Annotated in this window: 19 protein-coding genes; 9 read left to right on the top strand and 10 right to left on the bottom strand. The window is 45.2% G+C overall.

Annotated features, from left to right (window positions below):
• Nucleotides 1-19: 19 nt before the first annotated feature.
• Nucleotides 20-1,027 (top strand): cytidylate kinase family protein, encoded by a 1,008-nt coding sequence (locus tag VNM22_14005; GenBank protein HWP48273.1) that lies wholly within the window; start codon nt 20-22, stop codon nt 1,025-1,027.
• A gap of 243 nt (nt 1,028-1,270) precedes the next feature.
• The gene (hpt, locus tag VNM22_14000) at nt 1,271-1,816 is read left to right on the top strand and encodes a hypoxanthine phosphoribosyltransferase (protein ID HWP48272.1); all 546 of its coding nucleotides are present in this window, start codon (nt 1,271-1,273) and stop codon (nt 1,814-1,816) included.
• 600 nt (nt 1,817-2,416) lie between these two features.
• On the opposite strand, the gene VNM22_13995 is transcribed toward hpt, so the two are convergent.
• Both VNM22_13995 and VNM22_13990 read right to left on the bottom strand, forming a co-directional pair.
• Nucleotides 2,417-3,247, bottom strand: a complete 831-nt coding sequence (locus tag VNM22_13995) for a patatin-like phospholipase family protein (protein ID HWP48271.1) — start codon at nt 3,245-3,247, stop codon at nt 2,417-2,419.
• 56 nt (nt 3,248-3,303) lie between these two features.
• Nucleotides 3,304-5,022 carry a proline--tRNA ligase gene (locus VNM22_13990; protein ID HWP48270.1) on the bottom strand — a complete coding sequence of 573 codons (1,719 nt, stop codon included), beginning with the start codon at nt 5,020-5,022 and terminating at the stop codon, nt 3,304-3,306.
• Between the two features lie 568 nt (nt 5,023-5,590).
• Here VNM22_13990 and VNM22_13985 point away from each other — a divergent pair.
• The gene (locus VNM22_13985; protein HWP48269.1) at nt 5,591-7,603 is read left to right on the top strand and encodes a dynamin family protein; all 2,013 of its coding nucleotides are present in this window, start codon (nt 5,591-5,593) and stop codon (nt 7,601-7,603) included.
• A 64-nt stretch (nt 7,604-7,667) separates the two neighbouring features.
• Entirely contained in the window at nt 7,668-9,641 is a 1,974-nt protein-coding gene (locus VNM22_13980) for a GTPase (GenBank protein ID HWP48268.1), read from the top strand.
• Here the strand turns inward: VNM22_13980 and VNM22_13975 are convergent.
• Together VNM22_13975 and VNM22_13970 are read right to left on the bottom strand one after the other, a co-directional pair.
• Nucleotides 9,634-10,182: a hypothetical protein gene (locus tag VNM22_13975; GenBank protein HWP48267.1), complete on the bottom strand. Its 549-nt coding sequence runs from the start codon at nt 10,180-10,182 to the stop codon at nt 9,634-9,636. The two genes, VNM22_13980 and VNM22_13975, sit on opposite strands and share 8 nt — an antisense overlap.
• 26 nt (nt 10,183-10,208) lie before the next feature.
• Nucleotides 10,209-11,543, bottom strand: coding sequence for a glycerate kinase (locus VNM22_13970; protein HWP48266.1), 1,335 nt, complete (start codon nt 11,541-11,543; stop codon nt 10,209-10,211).
• Nucleotides 11,544-11,659: 116 nt separating this feature from the next.
• Between VNM22_13970 and VNM22_13965 the strand changes: the two genes are divergently transcribed.
• Nucleotides 11,660-12,085 (top strand): hypothetical protein, encoded by a 426-nt coding sequence (locus tag VNM22_13965; GenBank protein HWP48265.1) that lies wholly within the window; start codon nt 11,660-11,662, stop codon nt 12,083-12,085.
• A gap of 158 nt (nt 12,086-12,243) precedes the next feature.
• Here VNM22_13965 and mpl read toward each other — a convergent pair whose 3' ends face one another.
• From mpl to VNM22_13935, 6 genes are all read right to left on the bottom strand, one after another.
• Entirely contained in the window at nt 12,244-13,692 is a 1,449-nt protein-coding gene (gene mpl / locus VNM22_13960) for a UDP-N-acetylmuramate:L-alanyl-gamma-D-glutamyl-meso-diaminopimelate ligase (GenBank protein HWP48264.1), read from the bottom strand.
• A 75-nt stretch (nt 13,693-13,767) separates the two neighbouring features.
• Nucleotides 13,768-14,910 (bottom strand): serine hydrolase, encoded by a 1,143-nt coding sequence (locus VNM22_13955; protein HWP48263.1) that lies wholly within the window; start codon nt 14,908-14,910, stop codon nt 13,768-13,770.
• 191 nt (nt 14,911-15,101) lie between these two features.
• Nucleotides 15,102-15,776 (bottom strand): TIGR00266 family protein, encoded by a 675-nt coding sequence (locus tag VNM22_13950; protein ID HWP48262.1) that lies wholly within the window; start codon nt 15,774-15,776, stop codon nt 15,102-15,104.
• Between the two features lie 235 nt (nt 15,777-16,011).
• A complete protein-coding gene (locus VNM22_13945) occupies nt 16,012-16,728 on the bottom strand; it encodes a CoA-transferase (GenBank protein ID HWP48261.1) in 717 nt (238 codons plus the stop codon).
• An 87-nt stretch (nt 16,729-16,815) separates the two neighbouring features.
• Nucleotides 16,816-17,616 carry a CoA transferase gene (locus VNM22_13940; GenBank protein HWP48260.1) on the bottom strand — a complete coding sequence of 267 codons (801 nt, stop codon included), beginning with the start codon at nt 17,614-17,616 and terminating at the stop codon, nt 16,816-16,818.
• A gap of 211 nt (nt 17,617-17,827) precedes the next feature.
• The gene (locus VNM22_13935) at nt 17,828-18,874 is read right to left on the bottom strand and encodes an Ldh family oxidoreductase (GenBank protein HWP48259.1); all 1,047 of its coding nucleotides are present in this window, start codon (nt 18,872-18,874) and stop codon (nt 17,828-17,830) included.
• Nucleotides 18,875-19,194: 320 nt separating this feature from the next.
• Between VNM22_13935 and VNM22_13930 the strand changes: the two genes are divergently transcribed.
• The 4 genes from VNM22_13930 (at nt 19,195) to VNM22_13915 (ending at nt 24,667) form a co-directional block, all read left to right on the top strand.
• Nucleotides 19,195-20,472 (top strand): pitrilysin family protein, encoded by a 1,278-nt coding sequence (locus VNM22_13930; GenBank protein ID HWP48258.1) that lies wholly within the window; start codon nt 19,195-19,197, stop codon nt 20,470-20,472.
• Nucleotides 20,469-21,743: a pitrilysin family protein gene (locus tag VNM22_13925; GenBank protein HWP48257.1), complete on the top strand. Its 1,275-nt coding sequence runs from the start codon at nt 20,469-20,471 to the stop codon at nt 21,741-21,743. The genes VNM22_13930 and VNM22_13925 overlap by 4 nt, the downstream gene beginning before the upstream one ends.
• 61 nt (nt 21,744-21,804) lie before the next feature.
• Complete coding sequence (gene lpdA, locus VNM22_13920; protein HWP48256.1) at nt 21,805-23,220, top strand: dihydrolipoyl dehydrogenase; 1,416 nt, start codon at nt 21,805-21,807, stop codon at nt 23,218-23,220.
• Nucleotides 23,221-23,359: 139 nt separating this feature from the next.
• Nucleotides 23,360-24,667: a hemolysin family protein gene (locus VNM22_13915; GenBank protein HWP48255.1), complete on the top strand. Its 1,308-nt coding sequence runs from the start codon at nt 23,360-23,362 to the stop codon at nt 24,665-24,667.
• The last annotated feature ends 23 nt before the right edge of the window (nt 24,668-24,690 follow it).

Raw genomic sequence — 24,690 nt, 5'->3', positions numbered from 1 at the left:
TAGAGGTTGCTTTTTCCTTATGGCCATTATCACTATTTCTCGATTACTGGCCAGTGGTGGGGAAGATATTGCCAATCGGTTAGCCAAAGAGTTAGGCTTTACTTTGATTGATCAAGGGTTTCTCCGCGAGCAATTCCGGAGTTACGAAGTTCCCGGCCTCCATCTGGATGAGATCGATGAAAAAATTCCGGAAGGAATTCAGAAGGCTGACGATCAGAGAAGACTGTATATAGATTTGGTTCGAACTATTATTGCAGACATGGCCCTGGAAAGGGACATCATCGTTCTGGGTCGGGGTGGAACTTTTCTCTTCAAAGGCTTTTCCAGTGCCCTTCATATCAAAATCCTGGCATCCTGGGAAAGTCGAATAAAACGGCTTTGTGAAAGACTTAATGTGGATGAAGCCAGGGCGGCTTCTCTACTGGAAGAAAGTGATCGTCACCGTCGGGAATATATCCGATACCTGTACGGAGAGGATTGGATGGACTTCAAATTCTATGATTTAATCCTCAATACAGATAGCTGGACGCAGGAAAGTGCAGTTAAATTGATCCTTCAAGCTACCGAGCTGAAGGAAATTAGATTTAAAAAGAAGGAAACCTCGGAGGAATTGGAAAAATTAAGATTTAACAGCAAATTACATCTGGCTAAATTTCTAACCGGAAAAAAACCTTCCCATCGTAAAACGGTTTTTGCAAATCCCAGTGAAGAGGAATTTGCAAGGCTTTTGGATTTTTATCAAATTCGATGGGAGTATGAACCCAAAACCTTCCCTCTGTCGTGGGATGAGCAAGGAAACGTGGTTACAGCCTTTACTCCGGATTTTTATTTACCCGATCTGGATCTTTATATTGAATTAACCACCATGAAGCAACAACTGGTTACCCGAAAGAATCGAAAAATCAGGAAACTTCGAGAGTTATATCCCCATATCAACATTAAGATTTTTTATGAAAAGGACTACCAACAGCTCTTTTATAAATATGGATTGAGTCGAGGGGTAAAAAAAGAGGAAGGCCCCAAGTGATCCTCCAGTCTACCTAGCCTTCCTGAAGAGGAAGAACTCCTGTGGGCTTTTCTCCATTACCGCAACCTTTACTCCCTTTACAGGTTTCAATTTGCGGTAACTTCATCGAAGTTGCCACTTCTTTAGGTCAGCTAGATCAACCTTCCTACCTCTCGGAGCCTTCTACCCATATACTAGGATTTTTTGTTTAATTTGTCAAGATATAATAAAAATTTTTTAACTTTTTTAGAGGAAATTTCTCTTATGCTATCCAACGATATTCAAGAAATTCTTGTATCTACAGATCAAATTCAACGTCGTGTTAAAGAACTGGGCGAAGCCATTTCCCGGGATTACCGGGATAAAGAACCTATCCTGATAAGTATTTTAAAAGGCGCGGTGTTTTTTCTGGCTGATTTGGCCCGGGCCATCTCTATTCATATCTCCCTGGATTTCATGGCCATTTCCAGCTATGGAGATTCTCAAAAAACCTCCGGAGTGGTTCGTATATTAAAAGATTTGGATGAAACGATCACCGGACGCGAGATTCTTATCGTTGAAGATATTATCGATACCGGTCTGACTTTAAGGTATCTCCTCAACAATCTGGAGGCCAGAAAACCGGCCAGTTTAAAAATCTGTACCCTTTTAGATAAGCCATTTCGAAGAATCGTAAAACTTCCTATTGCGTATCAAGGTTTTGAAATTCCGGATAAATTTGTTGTGGGTTATGGATTGGATTATAAACAGAGGTATCGCAATCTTCCTTTTATTGGTGTATTAAAGCCTGAGCTCCTTGAGGATCGTTAGTTCGTTCGTTAATAGCCGTTTCGTCCCTACCGGGAATTTACTCTGGTAATTCATTAAGGCGACCTTCTGAAAATCTACCGCACAGAGCCTGCTATTTCCTGACGAAGGCTTGAATAACACGCTATTTTTGCCTGTTCACTTCCAAAGCGCCTGTGAGGTGCTCCCCGGATACCTTCAAAAAAACATTTTTCTTGAAAGTCTGGTTTTACATTGATACCACCGACCTGTTCGCCTCTGAAAAACTGTGAGATAGAAATCTTTATCAGTTCGTTGCTCGATGGGTACGGTGAACGATGTAAGATCTTCTTCACTTAACGGAACACAGACTGGCCAAAACAGGAACGCCACAAGGACCAGGAGGAAACCGGTTATTCCAGCAAGTATTAGCGATCTCGCCGACACAAACCCATACCGTTCGCCATGAATGGGTTAATCTTCTTGTTAACCCCCTCATGGAGAATTTAAATCCCCTAAGAATAAATACTCCCCCTGACTTACTGATACCCTAAAAAGGGTTTCAGATACCGATTTTGTCACCTGAAAAAACATCTTCATGGTTTAGACGGCTTTCTTCGCCGTCTAAGGGATTTATGGTGTTTGTCAGAGATGACATAATTTACTTAAAGTATGGGAAACTAAACTTTCTCGTTTACTGATTTCCTGTTTCAGGATAGGAAGAATTTGGAGTGTTGCCTCTTCTCCCCGGGCAATAATCTCCTTACCCCGGTGGAGCTCGGATAATCCGATACCATGGACGTCAACCGAAATTACAATATCCGCCTGTTGTCTGGATTCCAGGGCATTTTTCCGGGATACGGTAGAAAGAAGGTGAAAAATAAGGGTTACGAGATTGGTAGGTTCTCCATTACGGATCTCGTTATAATTGACATCGCAGGCAATTACCAGATCGGCTCCCATTTTTCTAACAGCCCGGACCGGAATCTGGCTGACAAAACCCCCATCGATGTAATGACGACCCTGGATCTTAACCGGTCTAAAAATGGCCGGAATACTACAACTTGCCTGGATGGCCGGAAACAGTTCACCTCGATCAAAGATAACTTCCTCTCCTGTCATGAGATCCGTAGCCACTACACTGAAGGGAATACGTAAATCTTCAAATCGGCTCTTGGGACAATTTTTTTCCAAAAATCGGAGCATCCTTTTATTAGAAATAAAACCCCGATTGGGAAGTGCCAGATTGGCGATGTGTTTCCAGGTGAGGGTGGAAGCTATACGTTCTAGATCTTCGACACTGACCCCAGAGGCATAGAGAGCACCCGCTAAACTTCCGCCACTACAACCGGCCATACAATCAATGGGAATTTTCTCTCTTTCTAAAACTTTAAAGATGCCTACATGGGCAATAGAACGTGCAACACCCCCACCCAGTGCGAGGCCAATTTTAACCCTTCGTTTCAGCAAGCTCATACCCAAATGCTCACCCTCCTATCCCTGTGTAAGGTTGAGTGCAAACTAGTTGCCAGCTATTTTAGCTGAGCAGAAAGAATCGCTTTAATCCGTTGTGTTACTTCAGTGACAGGAACTTTTTCAACTTCTCCAGTTTTACGGAATTTAATTTCAACCTTTCCTTCCGATGCGACCAGGTTACCCACCGTAACCCTCAAAGGAATTCCAATAAGGTCAGCATCTTTAAACTTAGCCCCGGGCCTTTCATCCCGATCATCGAGAAGTACTTCGATCCCCTCTGCAAGAAGCTCTTGATAAATTTTTTCGGCTGTTTCCACCATACGAGAGTCTGTCATGTTAACGGGTAAAATCAGGACATGAAAAGGTGCGATGGGGAAAGGCCAGATAATTCCGTTTTCATCATGATTTTGTTCGATGGCAGCCGCTACAGTTCTTCCAACCCCGATTCCATAACAACCCATGATAATGTATTTTTCCTTTCCATCGGCATCCAGGAAAGTAGCTCCCATGGCTTTACTATACTTGGTTCCCAACTTGAATACATGACCGACTTCTATACCCCGGGTAATTTTTAGTCTTCCGGTTTCGCACCGTGGACAAAGATCCCCCTCCATCGCCTGACGAATATCTGCAAACCGATCTACTTTAAAATCCCGATTCAGGTTAACGTTCTTTAGATGTCTATCCGCTTCATTGGCTCCGGTAATGAAATTTGACATTCCTTGAACGGCAAAATCTGCTATAATTTCGATACCCTTGAGTCCTACAGGACCTGCAAATCCTATCGGAGCACCGCTAACTCTTCGAACGGTTTCCTCATCGGCCATTTCCACCACATCGGCTCCCAGAAGATTTTTAAGTTTTACCGGGTTAATTTCATGATCTCCACGAACCAAAACTGCTACCGGTCGCCCATCGACTTGAAATATCAAAGTTTTAACCATTTGATCCGGTTTAGCAGACAGAAAAGTGGTCAGATCCTGGATCGTCTTAACCTGGGGGGTATAAATTTTTTCCAATTCCTTCATTTCAACCCCTTGGGTTTCCCTGGATTCCCGTCGAACTTCGGCTTTCTCCATATTCGCCGCATAGCTACAGGTATCACAACCCACCACAATATCTTCCCCGGTATCGGCCAACACCATAAACTCATGGGAATAGGAACCTCCTATCGGACCTGTATCGGCTTCCACAGCCCGGAAATTGAGATCACACCTCTCAAAAATCCTGCAATAAGCATCGTACATATCCTGGTAGCTCTTGTTGGCCCCCTCTTCATCTTTATCAAAACTGTAAGCATCCTTCATCTCGAACTCTCGACCCCGCATAAGCCCAAACCGGGGCCGAACCTCGTCTCGAAACTTTGTCTGGATCTGGTAAAGGTTAAGGGGAAGCTGGCGATAAGATTTAACCTCTTTACGTACAATATCGGTGATCACTTCTTCATGGGTGGGACCCAGACAAAAATCCCGATCATGTCGGTCTTTAAACCGTAACAGTTCTTTACCATAAAGCTGCCATCGACCCGATTCCTGCCAGATCTCTGCAGGCTGAACTACGGGAAGATAAACCTCCAGCGCTCCCTTCCGGTTCATTTCCTCCCGAATAATCTCCCTAACTTTTTTTAAAGCCCTCAATCCAAAGGGAAGATAGGAATAGACCCCCGCCGCTAATTTTCTAATCATTCCCGCCCTTACCATCAATTGGTGACTGATGACTTCGGCTTCTGCTGGCACCTCCCTTAAAGTAGGTAAAAAATACCTTGACCAACGCATGAAAGAACCTCCTATCTAAAACAGATTAAATGGAAAATTTTCAACCTTCTATAATAAATCTCTAACCTGTTCGGGTCCCTAAGCAAGTTCAAAGATAGAACTTTCCAGGCCGTGTCTAACCCCTTTAATCTCAGGAAAGAGTGTAAACCCGCTTCTCTCAAACTGTCAAGATTTTATCATAACGGTAAAAAACTACCGATCTTGCAACTAAAATTTTAAATAGCTCCCTAACCCCTCGAGGATTCCTGGGTTGGGATAAGATTCAGGGACTTTAAATCGAGGTTATCAAACCCCGGGGGAAGGGTTAAACCCGTTAAGTTCCACCGGAACGACCGGTCCCAGATCCGGTTACACCATGGGAGCTCTCCGGGGACTACTTTAAGTCCAGGATGTTGGAGAAGGCCTGGAAACGAAGGCCCCATTCTGCAAAGGGATAGGATCTGTTTTTAAATTTAATATGGCGATAGAAAATGTCTGTGTTATATTATAATTACAATCATTTAAGCCTGATGGCGGGTTAAGCAGCCTTTTTTATTTAAAAGAAAATAAATTTCTTACTCAATCCCTGATGAATACTTTTAAATCACCCAGTATAGAACTTGAAGAACAGAGACAGGGAATCCTTGAGCTTCTCCATCAAATCATCGAGGATCTCACCAGGGTTTACTTTCTGCCCGGTTATCCAGATTATTTAAAAAAAATGGAGGAGTTATCGGAAATTCGTTCTCGGGATCTGGAAGGTGTGACCTCTATTTTAAGTAACTTTAACATGCCCTTTATCATCGCCTTTGCCGGAGGCTCGAGTTGCGGGAAATCGACGCTGTTTAACACCCTTGCAGGCGAGATCGCAAGTTTGGTCAGCCTTTTAAGACCGACTACTTCGATCCCGGTCCTCTACCACCATCCTTCCCAAACGGCTTATTTTAATCGAAAAGATTTCCTGGAACCGTACGAGAAGATCGTGTCTCAACAGGTCATGTTGCAAGTATTTGAAAATCGGGTCACAAGGTCTTCCAGGGACAAACAAAAATCTCTTCCTAGAAAAATTATCCTGTATCCCTCCCAACGGCCTGACTACCCAGAAGATTTTGCTCTACTGGATACCCCCGATGTGGATACCACCGAGGCTCAAAACAAGGAGGTTGCCCATGACCTGTTCCATATCGCAAGCTTAATCCTGTTTATATTCAGCACAGAAAAGTATGCCGATAACCGCCTCTGGGAGGATGTCCAGTACCTCCAAAGCCTGGGAAAACCTGTCGTCTTTGTCCTTAATAAGCTTACTCCCGAGCATAAAGCCGAGGGACTTATAGAAGATTTCAAGGAACACTTACGGGAAAAGGGAAGGATTCCAAAGATGGACCCTACCGGCTCCCGTTCAAGAATCCAGGGATCCCCTTTAGAAGAAAGGATTTTCTATATAGATCGGGAACAACCCCAAACGGAGAATTATCCTCTACAGCTTTCTCAAAAAGTTAGAGATGAGTTTTACGAATTTTTTAACACTTTTCTGAATCCGGCAGAGAAAAGGAAGTTTAAGTTTCAACTCGTCTCCAGATCCCTGGATCATCTGATTGAGCGGTTAGAAGCCCTGCTTGCCCACCTCCAGGAACAGCAACGGGAACTTCTTAGCCTGGAAAGTCAAATTGAAAAAGATTTTCGCCTTACTACCGAAGCAATGATCAATGAAATTAAACTCGTGGGAGGGCTTAATAACCGTGCGGTTATCAATTTGATTCGAGAAAACCTGGCGAGTCTCATCGGATCCCTGAATGTAGCTCTTTTAAAGGGAGTTAAGACGGTTTGGGAATGGTTTAAGAGCATCTTCGGTAAGGAAGAAAAGACCCTCCAAAGAAGTCGAGATGCCATCGAGCATTTTATCGAGGGGGATTTTGATAAGAAATTCAATATTCTGATGAGCCACCTGGGAGATGTGGAAGACCATGTACAGCGATTGATTAAAGAAAGCTGTATTGGATCCAGTCTGGAAGGAGCAGGGGAGTCTGGAAATGTAGGAGTCTGTAGGTCTGGGAATACAGACACTATTTTCCCCACCTCCCCACCCCCTCTACTTCCACACTCCCATCCTCTCAAACCCCCTCACGCTTCGGACTCAATCTATACCTTGTATAACCAGGAAGTCACCCAATTTAAGAAGTGGTTGGAAGGGGAGGTGCACTCCAAAATACAAGCCCTTCGGGAAGTTGGCTCTGTGTGGATCAATTTGATGGATAGTGTCATTTTAATACTTATTTTACTTCTCTTCATTTATATTGGAGCCAAGGGGGGAACCATCACCGGTGAAGAAGCCGCCGCTGCAGCCGGAATTTCTTGGGTATGGGATTGGCTGGTTACTAAATTTTGGGGAAAAGAAGAACTGGAACGGTTTATGGTTGCCGGAGGGGAAAGATACTTAGATATTTTCAAAAATGTAGTAAACAAACGAAAAGAACGCTATATAAGGTTTATCCAAGAGTATCAAAAAGATTTAGAAAACATCAATCGTTTGGCAGCTCATGTAAGCCTCCTTAAAACAAAGGCCGTACCCTTTATACAACGGCTGGAGGCCGAAAAGGATTAGGCGAAAGGAACCAGATAAGAGGTGAAAGGAAGGCTTACCGGACCTCTCACCTTCCGCCTTCTCGATGCAAAGTAAACTCAAAGACCATCTCAAGGACCTGGTCAACGATCTAGAAAGGTTCGTAAATGAACTGGACTTTATCCGGCCGGATCCTGCCGTTTTGGAACTATTTCGAAAGAAGGTCCGGTCTATTCAAGAGAAGCTGAACGCTCTGGACGAGCCTTTATTTATAGCCCTCATTGGAGGGACCGGGGTTGGCAAATCTGCTTTAATCAATGCCCTTGCCGGGAAAGTTATTTCTAAAAGTTCCGCGAAGCGAGGATTCACGGATCATAAAGTCTTTTTCTGCCATCAGAAACGGATCGATCAGATTTTAAAGTATCCCTTCTTTCATCCTGGCCGGGATGAGATCTCTTCCCACAAAGAATTCTCCCTGGAAGAGGTAGTTCTGGTAGATCTACCGGACATTGATAGCGACGAACCTTCACATCCTCAACAAGTCAATGAAATGATTCCCCATGCCGACATCGTTATCTGGATGGTGGATCATGAAAAGTATAACGATGAGGTCCTCCATGAAAAGTACTTATCGGTTTTAGCCAATTATCAAAAGAGCTTTATTTTTGTTTTTAATCGAATCGATGAGCTCCTGGAAAATAAACCGAATCGCAAACAGGCCCGAGAAAGTTTAGAAAGGATTGTGGATCATTTCCTGGAAGTTTTGAAAGAAGAAGGCTATCCCAACCTACCCCGAAATCGGATATTCCGGATTTCTGCAAAGCGAGCTCTCCAGAGTAAACAAGGAGAAGCAAAGGATTTTAGCGAAAATGAATTCGGTCAACTCGAAAAGTTGATTCGGGATCAGGTCACTTTGAAGCAGATGGGTCAGATAAAGTTTTTAGAGGATATTCATTCCCTTTTCCTCGACTTAAAAACCCTGCTTCATTTTGAAAAGGGATGGGAAATGATCCAGAAATGTCGATACTTATTAACCGAGGCAAGTCTAAAACCCTCCGACAGGCCCCAAACAAGTTCCCCTGACCGGGCTGGGATGGGTTCTCTGGCCAGTATCCCTAAAATTGTAGAGGATCGGGTCGTAGATCCATTATTTACTCGAGATTTTAGGAGAACCCTGGAGGATGTTTTCATGAATCGCATCGATCTCCTCATGGGAGGTCCTCTGGGGTTCATGATCAGTTTTAAATTTCGGTTATTTTCCCCTTTTTATCTCCTACGCCAGATAACCTCCGACTTTAAAGGCTATTTACAAGAATTTGCAGCTACATTTTCCGGACAGGGTCAGGAAAAAGATTTTCAAGATGTCTCTGTTTATTTAGATAAATGGGAGGCCTTGATGGATTTAGGTGCAATTTATCATCGCCTGAATACCCTTCTGCGGGATATTAAAAAAGAATGGGAGAGCGTATTCTCAGAAAGTGGGAGTAGGGGAGTAGGGGGATACGGGAGTGTAGGAACAGGGGAATATGGACGTATGGGAGCGACTTCCCATACGTCCACCCACCCTTATACCTGTACACCTATCCATCCTCCTAACCGGGATCAAATCAAAAAACTTTTAGAGACCGAAAAAGAAAAATTAAAAGCCTCCTTAAAAGAAAGCTATACCCAACTATCCGGATGGGAGAAATGGAGATCTCGACAACACCTGTTTCCTCTGCTGGCTACCCTGGCTGCCGTCGGGATTCCGGCTTTATCCTATATCAGTCGAATCTCCCTTTATGAAATCCATTTAGACGAGATCCTTCTCCACATTCAATCTCTGATTTTTTCTTTAATTTCAGTTCCTCTGCTCAGCTACTTTATAGAAGCTTTGGTCCTAAAACGGAGAATTCGCCATTTGATTCGAAGGGAGCAAGATAAACTTAGAGAACAGGTTCAGAAGGATATTCTCAAATCTTTAGAGGATCATATCCTCCGACCGGTTGAAATACTCCTCACAAAATATGAGACCACCCTCCAGCGGTTAGAGAGCCTTGAAAAAACCTTTCAAGAGATTCGATTCAAGATTTCTACCTGATATCATCCCCTTTCAGGATCGAATCGAGATTTTTTTCGGACTCCCGGAGGATTCTGACCGCTTCATCGGGTCTGTTTCGATCCAAAAGCCGTAGAGCTTCATTCAGGTTACTTTGAGCCTGTTGAATTTGAGGGGCCGTATCCGGGAACCACTGCCGGAGCAGGTCTAATTCAGCTATGACGGATCGAATACGCAGGCTGGCCACCCGGATATTACCTCTTCTGGAATTGAAACCTGCCTTGAGAAGGTTGGTTCTTATGGGGATTAACAGAAATTCGAAGTCTGCCGGGATCCCTGGCATGGCCGGAGGGATCGGTACGATCCGGGGACGGGGAATGGGTAGAGGGATTTGAGGTTTAATGGGTCGGGTTGGAAGGGGAGGAGGGGCCTGGGGTGGAGGGGGCGAGGTCTGTGGCATATTGGGCTGGACAGGACCTGCCTGAACTAACTTATCCCGCAAAATCTCTCCCGAATCAGGATACCTTATCTCCCAAAAATAAGGAAGAATCCCTACAAGGGAGACCAAAACCAGCCTTCTCATGGGAATATTTTCCAAGGAATTTGCCACTAAGTACCTACCAGCATGATTCGTAAATCCATCACGTTGGTATTGGTAGGTCCTGTAAGGATCAAATCCCCAAGGGGTTGAAAAAAGTGATAGGAATCATTTTCCTGGAGGTATTTAAAAGGATCCAGCTTTAACTCTTTGGCTCGCTGCACGGTAGATCCATCGGCGATAGCACCGGCTGCATCGGTGGGGCCATCGGTTCCATCGGTTCCAGCACTCAGTACTACCACGTCTTTTAAACCGGCTATATCTAAAGCGGCAGCCAGCACAAACTCCTGATTTCTTCCACCCAATCCTTCTCCTTTGAGGGTCACGGTAGTTTCCCCTCCCGAGATGATACAGGCGGGAGGAGGAATAGGGTTACCGGAGTTTAAAATCTCTTTGACGATTGCCGTATGAACTTTAGCTACTTCCCGGGTCTCTCCTTCCACAAAGGAGGAGAGAATCAGGGTGTTATAACCCAGTTCTTTAGCTTTTTGGGCGGCTGCTTTAACGGCCAGGAAATTGCTACCGACAATGAGGTTCTGAGTTTTAGCAAAGGCAGGATCACCGGGTTTAGGGGTCTCCGCAATCCGACCGGATAAACCTCCACGAATATGGTTAAGAACAGAGTGAGGGACCCGATCCACCAATTGATACTTCTCAAGAATTCGCCAGCAATCTTGGAAGGTACTTTCATCGGGTACGGTGGGTCCTGAGGCGATGACGTCGAGAGGATCTCCGATGACATCGGAGAGAATCAGACTGATAAGGGTTGCCGGCATAACGATTCGGGCCAGTTGACCTCCTTTAATTTGAGAGATATGCTTTCGCAGTGCGTTTATCTCATTGATGGTAGCTCCACAGGCTAATAGAAGTTTGGTGACCGTTTGCTTTTCCTCCAGGGTGATCCCCGGAACAGGAAGAGGAAGAAGGGCCGAGCCACCTCCAGAAATGAGGCAAATGACCAGGTCTTTGTCTCCGGCCTGACGCGCCAGATCCACAATTTCCTGAGTGCCTCGAACCCCTGCCTCATCGGGAATAGGATGACCTGCTTCATTGAGCCGAATAACCTCCAGATCGGCTAAATGCCCATACTTCACGTTGACAAGCCCGGCCGTAATTCGACCTTTTAGAAGATCTTCAACGGCTCGGGCCATGGAAGCTCCGGCTTTTCCTCCTCCGATTACATACATCCTCTCGTAATCTGAAAGATTGTAAACCTTTTCGCCCACCTGAAGCTTAAGGCCCATCCGTTTGACATGGCGATGAATAGCTTCTAAAGGGTCTGCAGCTTGAAGTCCTGCCTTAAAAATAGCCAGGGCATTTTCTCGTAAGCGTGATGGGATCTTCATACTTCTCTCCTTCGATATAAACTTGACAAATAGAAAGCTTTATTTTATAAGGTTTATCTGAAAGATGCGACTGAGATTTGAATACTTCTAACCTACATAAATGATGAGGTTACCCCATGATGCGACAGATAAACAAAAACCTTTTGTTTTGGATTCTTATCGGGATAACTCCAGGGATTCTTTACGGCTGTGGCTTAAGGGGTCCTCTTCCCTACTCTCCACCTTCGGTTGCTGCTCCCCCGTCTTTATCTTCACTGACCATTACCCCGAATCCGGCCAGTCCTGGACAGATTGTAACCCTGACTACTGATTATACACCTGGTTCTGAGCGAATAACCTCTGGAACGATTCACATCTTTATCACCAACGGGCCTTCTCTTTCTCCTATCTCTTTCAGAGTTAACGGAGCTCCCAAAACCCTCCATATACCTGTCCCTGTCAACTCCTTTACCCCCAGATCCTCACAACTCGAAGTTAATCTCTACGTGAAAGATGCTGGAGGTACCAGCAATATCGTCTCGGCGGTTTTAGATATTCAATGATCGAGATTTAACAATCCAAATCAGCTAACGAAGTACCTTTTTCTAACTAACGGTAAACACGCAGTACTTTGCTCCCTCTCACCCACGGCCCCTTGTGGGAGAGGGGCCGTGGGTGAGGGCAGAACCTAGCAGTTACTGTAAAATTTGACAAAAAAATACTAAAGAGTTCCTGCCTCCCGGTCTCTGGACTTCCTGGTATCTTCCGGCAGCCCTGACCTCAGGTTTTCCTTTAAATGGAGGGCTTTCACAAGTTTTCCTTGAATCCCATCAAATCCACCATTGGACATGCAGAGGATCACATCTCCGGGCCGGACTCTTTCCATCACGTAGGCTATAATTTGATCTGTTCCGCTAATATGCCGGGCGTTTTTACCTTCCTGGGTCAAATCTTCGGCCAGTTGGTCCGGGGAGAAACGAGCTCCCTCCGGAGCCTTCTCAGGAAGATAAACATCGGCTATGATAACAATATCGGCCTCTTTAAAAGCCCGGACATATTCCTTTTGGAAGACATTACGTCGATTGGTAGCACTCCTGGGTTCAAAGATACTCCATAACCGTCTACCGGGGTATCGAGATCTTACTGCTTGAAGGGTTTCTCGAACCGCCGTAGGATGGTGGGCAAAATCGTCCAGAACGATAACATCTCCCACGTTTCCCACCAGCTCTTGACGTCTTCGGACACCTTGAAAAGTCTCTAATCCTTCCTGAATCTCCTTGGCGGAAAGTCCCAATCCGGCAAGGAGTGCCGCCGAACCCAACAGGTTTTGGACATTGTGACGGCCCATGGTACCTGTGAAAAAGTTTCCAAATACCTCTTTTCCGCGATAGATGGTAAATTCGGTTCCCTTTTCAGAGAATTTCAAATCCTCTGCCCTCCATTGGGCCTCTCGGGAGAATCCATAGGTTTCCAAGGGTACCCTCACTTTTTGAACCAGTTCCCGAACCCGAGGATCATCTATGCAGGCTACTAAAAGGCCATCCTGGGGAATTAACCTGATGAATCTTCTAAATTCCTCCCGAATCTGATCTAAATCTTGATAGATATCGGCATGGTCAAATTCCAGACTGGTGATAAGGGCCGAACGGGGTCGATAATGGAGGAACTTAGGGGTTTTATCAAAGAAAGCCGTATCATATTCATCCCCTTCAACCACGAAATATTTTCCCAAACCCAGTTTATAATTACTATGAAAATTTTTGGTGATTCCACCCACCATAAAGGAAGGATCTAGGCCAGCACACTCCAGCGTCCAGGCGATTACAGCAGAGGTGGTGGTTTTTCCATGGGTTCCGGCTACTACAATGGGATGTTTGTCTTTGAGATAGAAGTCGGAGAGGGCCTGGGGAAAAGAAGTATGTTTAAGCCCCCGATCCAACATAGCCTCTACCTCGGGATTACCTCTGGACATGGCATTTCCTACAATGACCAGATCAGGGTGGTGATCCAGGTTGGAAGGCTTAAAGCCCTTAAAGTAGGGAATTCCTAATTTATCCAACTGCGTACTGACCGGTGGATAGACATTATCATCAGATCCCGTAATCTCATATCCCGAACTCTTCAGCATACCAGCCAGCGAACTCATACCTGTACCGCATATGGCAATCATGTGAATCTTTTTAATTTGATCCATTTCTATGGGGGGAAGTAGAGGATAGTAGGCAGTAAATTTTCTGTTCCCTGCCTACAATCCCCTGCTCACCACCTGCTGCACCATGTCATGAACTTCCGGTCGCAGTTTAGCAAATCGTTGATTACTTCGAGAAGGATGCACCCGATTGGATAGTAAGATAACAACCAGATCTTTCTTAAGATCTATCCAAATAGAGGTCCCTGTAAACCCCGTATGACCTACAGACTCCCTAGAGAAGTACGTCCCTGAGGTAGAACCCTGGGAGGCCGGAGTATCCCAACCTAAAGCCCAGGTAGAGTGCTCCGGTAAATGTTGTCGGGTGAAAAATTCTCGGACCCAGGAAGGTGGAATCCAGTCATCCTTTCCTTGATAACAATCCAGCAGCTTCTTCACAAGAAGGTAAATATCTTCAGAGGTTGAAAATAAGCCGGCGTGTCCGGCAATCCCACCCATGGCATAACAATTTTCATCGTGAACTTCCCCGTACAGGACCCTTTGACGCCAGGGGCAATATTCGGTTGCAGCAAATTTCCGAGAGTTTTGCCGAAAGGCTGCCGGCAAAGTTTCCTTTAAATTATTAAAAAAAGTATTTTTCATCCCCAGCGGGAGCCAGATTTCCTGTTGACAAAACTTATCCAACTCCATACCGGTAATTTTTTCAATCAGAGCTCCCAACAGGATGAATCCTGGATCGCTATACTTATAATCCTGTCCGGTTGGATAGACAAGATCCAGGGTTAAGGTTGTTTGGATAGCCTGTTCCTTGGCGGCTTGTGTACAAAGAAATCCCCCGCCTCGTTTCTGGTCTTCCTTCCAAAGGTCCTGGTAAAACCGGTAATAAGCCGGCAAGCCCGATGAATGGGTCAAAAGATGTCGAACGGTTATCGAACTCTTCTCAGAAGTATGAAACTCTTGAAAATATTTGGAAATCGGATCGTGTAAGGAAATCTCCCCCGATTTAAGAAGCAATAAAATAGCCGTTGTGGTAGCCAAAACCTTGGTAAGAGAAGCCACATCAAAGAGGGTTTCCAGGGTCAGTACTTTTTTTTCTGGAATTAGCTGGGCATAGCCGAAGGCTTTATGATAAATGCATTGACTTTTATAAGCTATCAGAAGCGTGATACCCGGGGCTTCTTCCTGATCGGTGGCCTTTTGTAATCGCTCATCTAAGGATTGGAGGGATAGAGGCCGCATTTGGAACAAATAAAGATACGTTTTAGCCTGTTTTTAGGTTTTAAGATTGATGATGAATTCCAAAATCAAATGACGCTTTTACTAAAAAGCCGGATAAATTTATCCGGCTTTTATAGGATTTGAAAGTCCTATTCCTCAGAAATCCTTTTAAGGGAAACGGGGTTTTTGTAAAGGTCAGGGCAGATGTTGGCTTACTTCTTGGGCAATTTTGATAGCAGCCAGGCGAGAAAGGCATCTTCACTACGGGTTTGAATAAAGATACGTCCGGGTCCTGTAAATTCACAAACGACCCCCTCCCCACCACCGAGAATAGTCGGTTTAAGGCCGCCAACCCTTTTAATGGCATAAGTAACTCCGTTGGTAAACGCAACCAGGTGCCCGGTATCTATCAGATATTTTTCACCTTTGGCCAGATTCTTTTCATACATAGCTCCGTAACTGGCTATGAAAAGAGGTCCGTTCCCACTGATTTTGAGCAGGAATTGACTCTCCCGGGAGAAGAAGCTTTTAGATCCATTCCATCTGGTATCGATGGCAATATCTGGAGAGGATCCGATATAAGAGCCGGATTGTACATAAATGGTTTCGTTATAAAGCTCATAACAAAGGATATCTCCTGGGAAAGGAGGTGCAAATGTGATCTCGCCGCTCCCGCCTTCCGCACGAAACGTATTGATAAAGAAATACTCCTCTCCTAAAACAGACCGTTTGAGCATTCCCAGAACGCCTTTTTGCCCTTTGGTCTCCATCACGATGTTATCGGACATACTGACCATCGTACCTGCACCCGCAGAGAGGAATTCACCAGCTTCCAGCTTTACAATCGCCAGGGAATAAGACGGGTGGTACATAATCTCATAATTCATGGCTTTTCTCCTTCAAGAAATCCCTATAAAGCAATCATAAAGTTAAACTTGCAGGAGTAACCCACAGAGTCACCCTTAGAAAGGGCCGCTATGTTGAGTCGAAATCCTGAACAAGCTGAGATACCCACACGAGAAAACGGGCGGCGTAATGATGACGGTCACCGCTTAGATTAGATATGTAAATGTTATCATACCCTAGGATTAAATTTTAAGTCAAGTATTATTTTCCCCCCGATTATGAAAATTCAATGTCTCGAACCCGATGGGGATCGATTTCTGAAAGCCACTTAAGCTCTTCAGGGGTGGGTTCAGGAGTTATATGAAAATCGGGAAGGAATCGGACTTCAAAACCTGTATTTGCAAGGACTTCTTCACGTGAAGCATGGGGATGAATGCTTTCAACCTGGAGGATATTATCCACTTTCTTAAAAATGCATAAAGGGGTGACAACCCGCTCAACCCTCCCATCTGCCGTGATAAAATCACATCGCTCTACAAAAGTTTTACGGTCATGGCGTGTCCTCCAGAGAATGACCCTTTTTACCACCGGCATAATGGAAGCACTTCCTGCACTTCCGGGAAGGCGAATTTTAGGATGTTGGCGAGATCCTATTGCCGTCATATTTGTTCGCCCGTGTTGATCAATTTGAGCTCCTCCTAAAAAGGCAACATCTAAATCGCCCCGGGCTGCCAGATCAAATAGATCCTGTAAACTAAAGATGATGGCCGATCCCTTAAAAAGCTCAGGATGGACCGTAGAGTGAGGAAGCCGTGCTGGTTCTGGATCTATCCCTCCGGTAATATTGATATAAATCAGATCCGGAGCATGGAGCTTCTTGGCCAGGAGAATAGCCACCATGGGAAGAGGGGAAGCCACACCATGAAAAACGGTCTCGCCATTTCTTAATAGACGGGCCATGGAAACGGCCATGATATCCGAAATAGTCCACATATTCGAGTCGAAGAGTAGAAGAATGGGAGAGTTGGAGAAGGGAGAACAACCGTTCTTTTCTCCTTTCTAGCTCCCCTATTCCCTCTGTTAGCTCCCAACAACCTCCATATCCATGGAATAAAGATATTCCTCCAAACGATCCCCATCGGTGGAGAGTTCAAGGTACTGACGAATGTGATCCCCATCATAATCGTAATAGGGATAGCAACTGCAAGGATAAGCGCCCCGGGGAACTTCGACTACGGCTTTTACAAATATACCTGGAATTTGGGTTAATTCGGGTTGGGTACTCAATTCCTGAGAAGATACGATTTGTTCGGTGGAGAGAATAACTCCTCCTGCCGCCTTAGCCATTAAGACATCTTCAAAGGTAGAACCGTAGATCCGTGCATTTCCATAAGGATCACACACCTGTACATGCAAGATAGCCCAATCCGGCTTTAGAGCCGGAACCACATAAACTTCTACCCCTGAATAAGGATCTTGAACCTTTTTAAATCCTGCAGCCTCCGGCAGTTCACTCCCCCAAAGCCCGGCAGTAGGTTGAAAAGGAATCCCGTATGCAGCGGCCCGTAATCCAGATATAACCGTATAACAAGAATTTTCTTTAACCTGGATCTGGCCACTCTCGGCAGCTTTCCTGAAATTAGGTGCCAGACCGAATTCCGCCTCAAATCCAACGAATCCTGCAGAGACGGCTCCCAGACACCCGGCCGCACAGAGCAAATCAATATCATAAGCTCCGGCCGTCTTAATAATCTCCAGATCTTTCTTTTTTTGCCGCGCTATCTCCCGAATGATAGCCGATGGAGACCGATGAAGGCTATTACCCCCAACGGCAATCTTGGATCCATCCCGGATAAGATCTACGGCATCTTTTAAACTCACCTGTTTCGTTTTCAGATGGACTCACCTCCTTATATTCTTAACGAATCGATTAACCTTTACTTATATATAAAATAAGACAAACTCTTCGATTTGCCTGCTTTATATTTAACCGAAGGAGTTTTTTCCTGTCAAGGAGATTTCATCCAGAAGGGCCTGCACCTTGAAGGTCGGCCCTTTCTTCTCTGGATTTAACGAGAGTGGGAGAGAAGTTTTAAAGACCCGGTGGTAATTTAAGCTTAAACCGCTCTGCGGCGGCTCGTAGTTTCTCGATGGTCCCCGGGGGGAGTGGAATCCCATTTTTAATTCGATCCTCATAGACACGTTCCTCCGGTTCTCCCGGTACGAAAATCTCTTCAACCCCTTCCTGTCTTGGTAGACTCTTTATTGCCGCAACCAATCTATCAACATTCTCTTTGTACTCGTTAATATCTGTGAAGTTACCGATATTAATGGCCCCCACAAAGCTATTTTGGATAACCGGGGATCCTTGCGTTTGCTTGAGCAGAATGGCTGTGATTAAAGGATTACCGGCCATCAGGCCCGATAAACATTCGAACATCAAGGCCAGACCGTAACCTTTATATCCTCCGGCTGGCTGCAGGAAAGCAACCTGTTTAGGATCCGTCGTCGGGCGTCCATCTTTGTCCAAACCCCATTCTTTGGGGATGGATTCTCCCTTATCGATGGCCACCAGCAGTTTACCCCAGGCAACCACACTGGTTGCCATATCCAGGGTAATGAATTTACGGGTCTTACCGGGCACTGCAATGGAAATAGGGCTGTTATGGGTCCCTGCCGCTCGGGCCCCAGGAGGGGCCATATTGGGTGGGCTGCTGACTACGGCAATACCGGCCATGTCCTGCGCGGCAGCCATCTGACTGTAGTAACCCATGGCCCCCTGATGGGTTGTGTTGCGAATCAATCCCCAACCTATCCCCACTTCCCGTGCTTTTTCCATGACCTTCTCCATGGTAAAAGTAGTAACAATAGGTCCAAAAGCCCGGTCGGCTTCAACGAATATCGTAGCAGGAGTCTCCTTAATAATCTGAATACGAGGCTTTGGATTCATCACACCTGCATCCACCTGCTTCAAATAAGAAGCAATTAATTGGACGCCATGGGAATCCACACCACGTAGGTTGGCCCATAGGAGCACTTCAGCTTCCTTGGCCGCATCCCCGGGTGGCATCCCCAACCCTTCAAATACCTGGGTCGCAAATTCCTGTAAAGCTTTCCATTCCACACGTACACTCTCCATTTTCTTTTCTCCTTTCTCTTACTCTTATCGATTTTGGGTTTACTGCTCTAGGGTATATCTGGAACCTCCTCTTCGTCAAGGGACATATTCCGGCAAAATCTATAATTCCATCCGGTAAGGTGACTCTAGAGGATCATCTTTGTGGAATCAGAGGGCTTTTTCCTGGAGAAGGGGTAATTCGTCAAATTGTAGAAGGTATAAAAAATTTCTTGATAACCCTAGGCTTTTAACGTATAATAATAAATCTATCAATCCCTTATATAGGAGGATTAAGAGGATAAGATTTAATAAAATAAAAACATAAGGAGGGATGAAAATATTTGACTTTATTAAAAGGTAATATTCAAGAAACCCTATTGGAGAACGGACTTAAGGTTCTGACTCTGGAAAAGCACCACTTACCGGTTGTGTGCAGTATGATCTGGTATAAAGTGGGCTCGGTGAACGAAAGGAAGGGGGAAACCGGTTTATCTCACTTTTTAGAGCATCTCATGTTCAAGGGTACCGACCGATATCGTAAAGGAGAGATCGATCTAAAAACCATGGTCCATGGCGGTCATAATAATGCGTTCACGTCCCATGATTATACCGCTTATTTTTTTAACTTTGCCTCGGATCGGTGGGAAGTGGCTTTGGAAATTGAGGCCAATCGGATGCGGAATTGTCTATTTGACCCCGAAGAATTCGAGCTGGAACGAAAAGTGGTCCTTGAAGAAATGAAAAGAAGTTTAGATTCCCCTTGGGGATTATTAGAAGTGGAGTTGGAAGCCACCATGTTTCGTGTCCATCCCTATCATCATCCCATCATTGGATGGCAAGAGGACATCGAACAAATACCCCGAGAAGCCGTCATTCAGTATTACAATACCTATTATCTGCCTAATAATGCAACCCTCGTCATCGTAGGAGATTTTGACACGGGTAAAACCTTAGAGAAGATTCATCGGCTTTTTGATCCCATCCCTCCGGGCCCTCCGCCTCTTCCTGTTACTTCCCGAGAACCCAAACAGCGTGGGGAACATCGATTCAAAATTGTTCAAGACACCCAGGTGGGACGTTTGGAAATGGGCTATCATACGACTAAAATCGGTCATCCGGACAATTACCCCCTGGATGTACTGGATACCCTATTAAGTTCGGGAAAGAGTTCTCGCCTCTATCAGAGATTAGTCGAAAAAGAGAAATTGGTTAACTTTGTTCGTGCCTCCCATGATGCGCGGAAATATGAAGGTGCCTTCTTTATCTACGCCGAGCTACGACCCGGTAAAAGTCTGGGAAAAGTCGAAAAAATCCTTATGGAGGAGTTAGATCGAATCAAACAGGAAGGTATTCCAGACCATGAGCTGCAACGGGCTAAAAATATCATTTCCGCGGATTTTATTTTTGATCAAGAAACAGCCTATAATCTGGCGAAAGCTCTTGGATATTATGAGACAACCCTTCATTACGATTTCCTGAACACTTATCTGGAAAATATCGAAAAAGTTTCCCAAGAAGATATCGTTCGGGTTGTTAACCAGTATTTCGTGGATGAAAACAAGACGGTAGGCTGGGCCGTTCCGGAGAAAACAAGAAAGAACAGGAGAATAGAGGAATGAAGGATTTCGAACCGAAGAAATGGGTTCTGGCCAACGGATTAACCGTTCTTTTTTTAGAAAACCGATTTTATCCTATTGTTGCCATAGAGGCTTTTGTAGATGCCGGGCAAAAGCATGAACCAGAAGACAAAGCCGGACTCGCTTATCTGGTTGGAACGCTTTTGGACGAGGGGACCAAAAACCGAAGCGGGCTGGAAATTGCCCAAATCATGGATTTCATTGGAGGTAATTTGGAGACTTCCAGTACCGGCGTATTCGCTCAAATCCTGAGCAAAGATGTGGATATTGCTCTGGATATTGTATCGGATATACTGAAAAATGCCCTGTTCGATGAACAAGAGGTAATTAAAGAACGAAATAAACAACTGGCTGCCATCAAAAGTGAACAGGATGATCCCAATATCGTCGCGTATCAGGCTTTTCGAGAACTGGTTTATGGGGATCATCCCTATCATCGCCCCGGAAAAGGATATACGAGAACGGTTAAAACCCTTTGCCGTTCAGATGTAGTGAATTATTATGAGACCTATTTTGTTCCCAATAATACCATCCTGGCCGTTGTGGGGGATTTAAGTGAAGAGGAAGCCCGTGAAAAGATTGAGAAATATTTTGGTGATTGGCCCAGGAAACCTTTAGTAGGAGCCTCTGAGCGGTTATCCTTACGGGCCGTCGGTCCAACCAAACCCCGGGTAAAATATATTTACAAAGAAAAAGAACAGCTCCATATCTATCTGGGGCATTTGGGGATTACCCGGGATAATCCAGACTACTATGCCTTACGGGTTATGGATTATATTTTAGGAACAGGGCCCGGTTTTACCGACCGGATTTCCAGAAAGCTGCGGGATGAGCAAGGACTTGCCTATACGGTTTATGCCCATATTACACCCTCTGCAACCGAGGAACCCGGGGTTTTTACGGCTTACATAGGCACCTCTCCTGAGAATAAAGACAGGGCTATAGAAGGATTTCTTCGAGAGATTGAACTAATCCAGAAGGAGCGGGTATCCGAGGAAGAACTGGAAAATGCCAAGAATTATTTGACTGGAAGTTATGTCTTTAAATTTGAAACCAGCAATCAATTAGCCAGTTATCTTATATCTGCTGAAAAATATCATCTGGGTTTCGATTATCTGCGTAAATACCCCGACCTCATTCGCAGGGTAACTGCAGAGGATATCCAACGGGTTGCCCAGAAATATCTGGATCCGGTTAATTATTCGCTGGTCGTGGTAGGAAAAGTAAAACCTCAGTCAGGTGTAGGAGTGTAGAGGTAAACAAAATCTATAGGCTTACACTTCCACACTCCCACACTCCCATACTTAAGACATCATGCCATACGATTACAATATCTTATTTATTGGAGGTGGTCCAGGAGGGTACGTGGCTGCTATTCGGGCAGCACAACTGGGAGCTAAAACGGCTGTAGTGGAAATGGATGAAATTGGAGGTACCTGTGTCCTGCGCGGATGTATTCCTTCCAAGGCTCTTTTACGGGGAGCCGAATTGGTTGAGATTGCAAGACATGCCAAGGATTACGGTGTAAATGTTGGGGAAATCTCGGTAGATTACGATAAGATGAGCAAACGGAAGGATATAGCCGTAAAAACCCTCTCCGCAGGAGCCCGATCTCTTCTCAAAAGTAATGGAATTGATATTATCCAAGGAAAAGGAAAGTTCCTCTCCACCCATGAAATAGAGGTGACTGAAAAAGCAGGAACCCGCACAACGGTCAGTGCCGAAAAAATTGTTATAGCAACCGGTTCGGTTCCTTCCAGCATCCCGATTCCCGGAATCGACTCAGAAGGAGTTATCAACAGTGATGGGGCCTTTGAACTTAAAGAATTGCCCCAAAGCGTGATTATCATTGGAGGTGGTTACATCGGGGTAGAGTGGGCGACGATTTTTGGTAAGCTAGGGAGTAAAGTAACGGTCATAGAAATGCTCCCCCAAATCATTCCAACGGAAGATGAAGAAATCGCCCTGGGACTTCAGAAGATTATCCAGAAAGACGGGATTGAAGTCTACACCGGTGCCCAGGTTAAGGAGATCGGTAATGGAACGGCGGGTCATAAAATCGTAACGGTTTTAACCAAGGACGGAGAGAAAAAATTTTCGGCCCAGATTGTCCTGGTTGCCGTGGGGCGAAGACCCTTCTCTGAAGATTTGGGCCTTGAAAAAATAGGGGTGGCCCTGGACCGAGGTGCCGTAGTTATTAACGATCGGATGGAAACCAATGTTCCTGGAATTTATGCCATTGGGGATGTTACCCGTAAAATCATGCTGGCCCATGCTGCCTCCCATCAAGGTATAGCGGCCGTAGAAAATGCTTTAGGGGAAGGAGGTCACATGAATTATAATACTGTTCCGCGATGTATCTATACAATCCCCGAAGTCGCCAGTGTCGGTTTGACCGAAAAACAAGCTCGGGAAAAGGTCGGGGAGATTAGAGTTGGAAAATTTCCCTTTGCAGCCAATTCAAAAGCGACCATTCTGGGAGAGCGAGAAGGATTTATTAAAATCATAACCGATGCGAAATACGGGGAGATTTTAGGAGTTCATATGTTGGGTCCCCATGTAACGGATCTGATTGCCGAACCTGTATTAGCCATGAACCTGGAAGCTACCGCCGAAGATATTGCCCATTCCATTCATGCCCATCCGACACTTACCGAAGCTATGGGAGAAGCCGCCCTCGATGTCCTCGGAAAAGTAATCCATATGCCCCCCAAAAAACCTAGGCAGTAAGCAATAGATAAGAAGCAAGAAGCAGGAAATAAACAAGGCAGGGACGGATCTAAAAGATAACTCCAGGGGTATGGGAAGCAAGAAATGAAGATTAAAACTCCTGGCTTCTCGCTTCTGGCTTCTTGCTTCTAACTTCAGTATGACGGCTGAACAATTTTTATTTGAACTGGTAATCATCCTTTTTTTAATTCTCCTCAACGGATTTTTCTCTGCTGCAGAGATTGCTGTTATCTCCAGTCGCAAAAGTAAAATCCTCCAACTGGTCGAAGAAGGTGTCCCATGGGCTAAGATTGTCGATCAACTCAAGCAAGAACCCGATCGCCTTCTAGCTATCGTCCAGATCGGGGTCACGTTAGTCGGAACTATGGCTTCTGTCTTCGGCGGTGCAGCAGCCGTTCAATTCTTACAACCTTTACTTGAAAAGATACCAATTCTTCAAAACTGGAGCCAATCTCTTGCTTTCGGAATCGTGGTGATTACCCTTTCCTATTTGTCCCTGGTCCTAGGGGAACTGGTTCCTAAGTCCATTGCCCTGACCAACCCCGAACGGGTGGCCTCCTGGGTCGTAAAACCTATCGATCTGTTGTCCCGGATCTCCTCGGCCCCGGTTAAGATCCTGACTTTTTCCACAAATATCATCTTGAAAATGTTAGGTGTGGAAGAAAACCCCCAGGCCTCCATTGTTTCGGAGGAAGAAGTTAAGTATATGATTAAGGAAGGAGCCGATCGGGGTGTTTTCGATGAAACTGAACATGAGCTAATCCACAGCGTCTTTGAGTTTGCAGATACTTCCGTTCGGGAAGTCATGGTTCCGAGGGTAAAAATTTATGCCATTGAAGTCAATACACCTTCCCAAGACGTCGTCAAAGCTCTGGTAGAGAGTGGATATTCGCGAATCCCGGTTTATGAGGACACCCTGGATAATATCGTGGGTATCTTATATAACAAGGATGTCATCGAGGTCCTGGCCGAAGGGAAACCGATCGTTTTAAGGGAGCTTGTCCATAAAGCCTACTTAGTCCCCGATACGATTATGATCAGTGATTTGCTGAGTGAACTCCGGCGACGGCGTATGCACATGGCCATCGTTGTCAATGAGTACGGAGAAGTAGCGGGATTGGTTACCCTGGAAGACCTCCTGGAGGAGATTGTAGGCGAAATTCGAGATGAATCGGAAACAGAAGATAAAGGACCTATCGAAGTCCTCAAAGATGGCTCTCTGGTGGTCGATGGGTCTGTAACGATCCGGGATTTACAGTCCGAACAAAATCTGCCTTTCCCGGAATCTCCGGAATATGATACCATCGCCGGGTTTATGCTGTCCAAGCTTCAAAGACTACCCAAGGGCGGTGAAATCGTTACCTATGAAGGATATAAACTAACCGTCGTGGATATGGATTCCAAGCGAATCGCAAAGGTTAAAATCGAAAAATTACCTAAAAAATAAGAAAATAGAAGAAAGGAAGAACG

This window comes from Candidatus Limnocylindrales bacterium, assembly GCA_035559535.1.
In the GTDB taxonomy this organism is placed as follows: domain Bacteria; phylum Moduliflexota; class Moduliflexia; order Moduliflexales; family JAUQPW01; genus JAUQPW01.
This window is presented reverse-complemented; position numbering and strand designations above follow the sequence as displayed.

Coding starts and splice junctions, on each gene's coding strand:
- VNM22_14005 (HWP48273.1), top strand. CDS start 20: ATGGCCATTATCACTATTTCTCGATTACTGGCCAGTGGTGGGGAAGAT.
- hpt (HWP48272.1), top strand. CDS start 1,271: ATGCTATCCAACGATATTCAAGAAATTCTTGTATCTACAGATCAAATT.
- VNM22_13995 (HWP48271.1), bottom strand. CDS start 3,247: ATGAGCTTGCTGAAACGAAGGGTTAAAATTGGCCTCGCACTGGGTGGG.
- VNM22_13990 (HWP48270.1), bottom strand. CDS start 5,022: ATGCGTTGGTCAAGGTATTTTTTACCTACTTTAAGGGAGGTGCCAGCA.
- VNM22_13985 (HWP48269.1), top strand. CDS start 5,591: ATGAATACTTTTAAATCACCCAGTATAGAACTTGAAGAACAGAGACAG.
- VNM22_13980 (HWP48268.1), top strand. CDS start 7,668: ATGCAAAGTAAACTCAAAGACCATCTCAAGGACCTGGTCAACGATCTA.
- VNM22_13975 (HWP48267.1), bottom strand. CDS start 10,182: ATGAGAAGGCTGGTTTTGGTCTCCCTTGTAGGGATTCTTCCTTATTTT.
- VNM22_13970 (HWP48266.1), bottom strand. CDS start 11,543: ATGAAGATCCCATCACGCTTACGAGAAAATGCCCTGGCTATTTTTAAG.
- VNM22_13965 (HWP48265.1), top strand. CDS start 11,660: ATGATGCGACAGATAAACAAAAACCTTTTGTTTTGGATTCTTATCGGG.
- mpl (HWP48264.1), bottom strand. CDS start 13,692: ATGATTGCCATATGCGGTACAGGTATGAGTTCGCTGGCTGGTATGCTG.
- VNM22_13955 (HWP48263.1), bottom strand. CDS start 14,910: ATGCGGCCTCTATCCCTCCAATCCTTAGATGAGCGATTACAAAAGGCC.
- VNM22_13950 (HWP48262.1), bottom strand. CDS start 15,776: ATGAATTATGAGATTATGTACCACCCGTCTTATTCCCTGGCGATTGTA.
- VNM22_13945 (HWP48261.1), bottom strand. CDS start 16,728: ATGTGGACTATTTCGGATATCATGGCCGTTTCCATGGCCCGTCTATTA.
- VNM22_13935 (HWP48259.1), bottom strand. CDS start 18,874: ATGGAGAGTGTACGTGTGGAATGGAAAGCTTTACAGGAATTTGCGACC.
- VNM22_13925 (HWP48257.1), top strand. CDS start 20,469: ATGAAGGATTTCGAACCGAAGAAATGGGTTCTGGCCAACGGATTAACC.
- lpdA (HWP48256.1), top strand. CDS start 21,805: ATGCCATACGATTACAATATCTTATTTATTGGAGGTGGTCCAGGAGGG.
- VNM22_13915 (HWP48255.1), top strand. CDS start 23,360: ATGACGGCTGAACAATTTTTATTTGAACTGGTAATCATCCTTTTTTTA.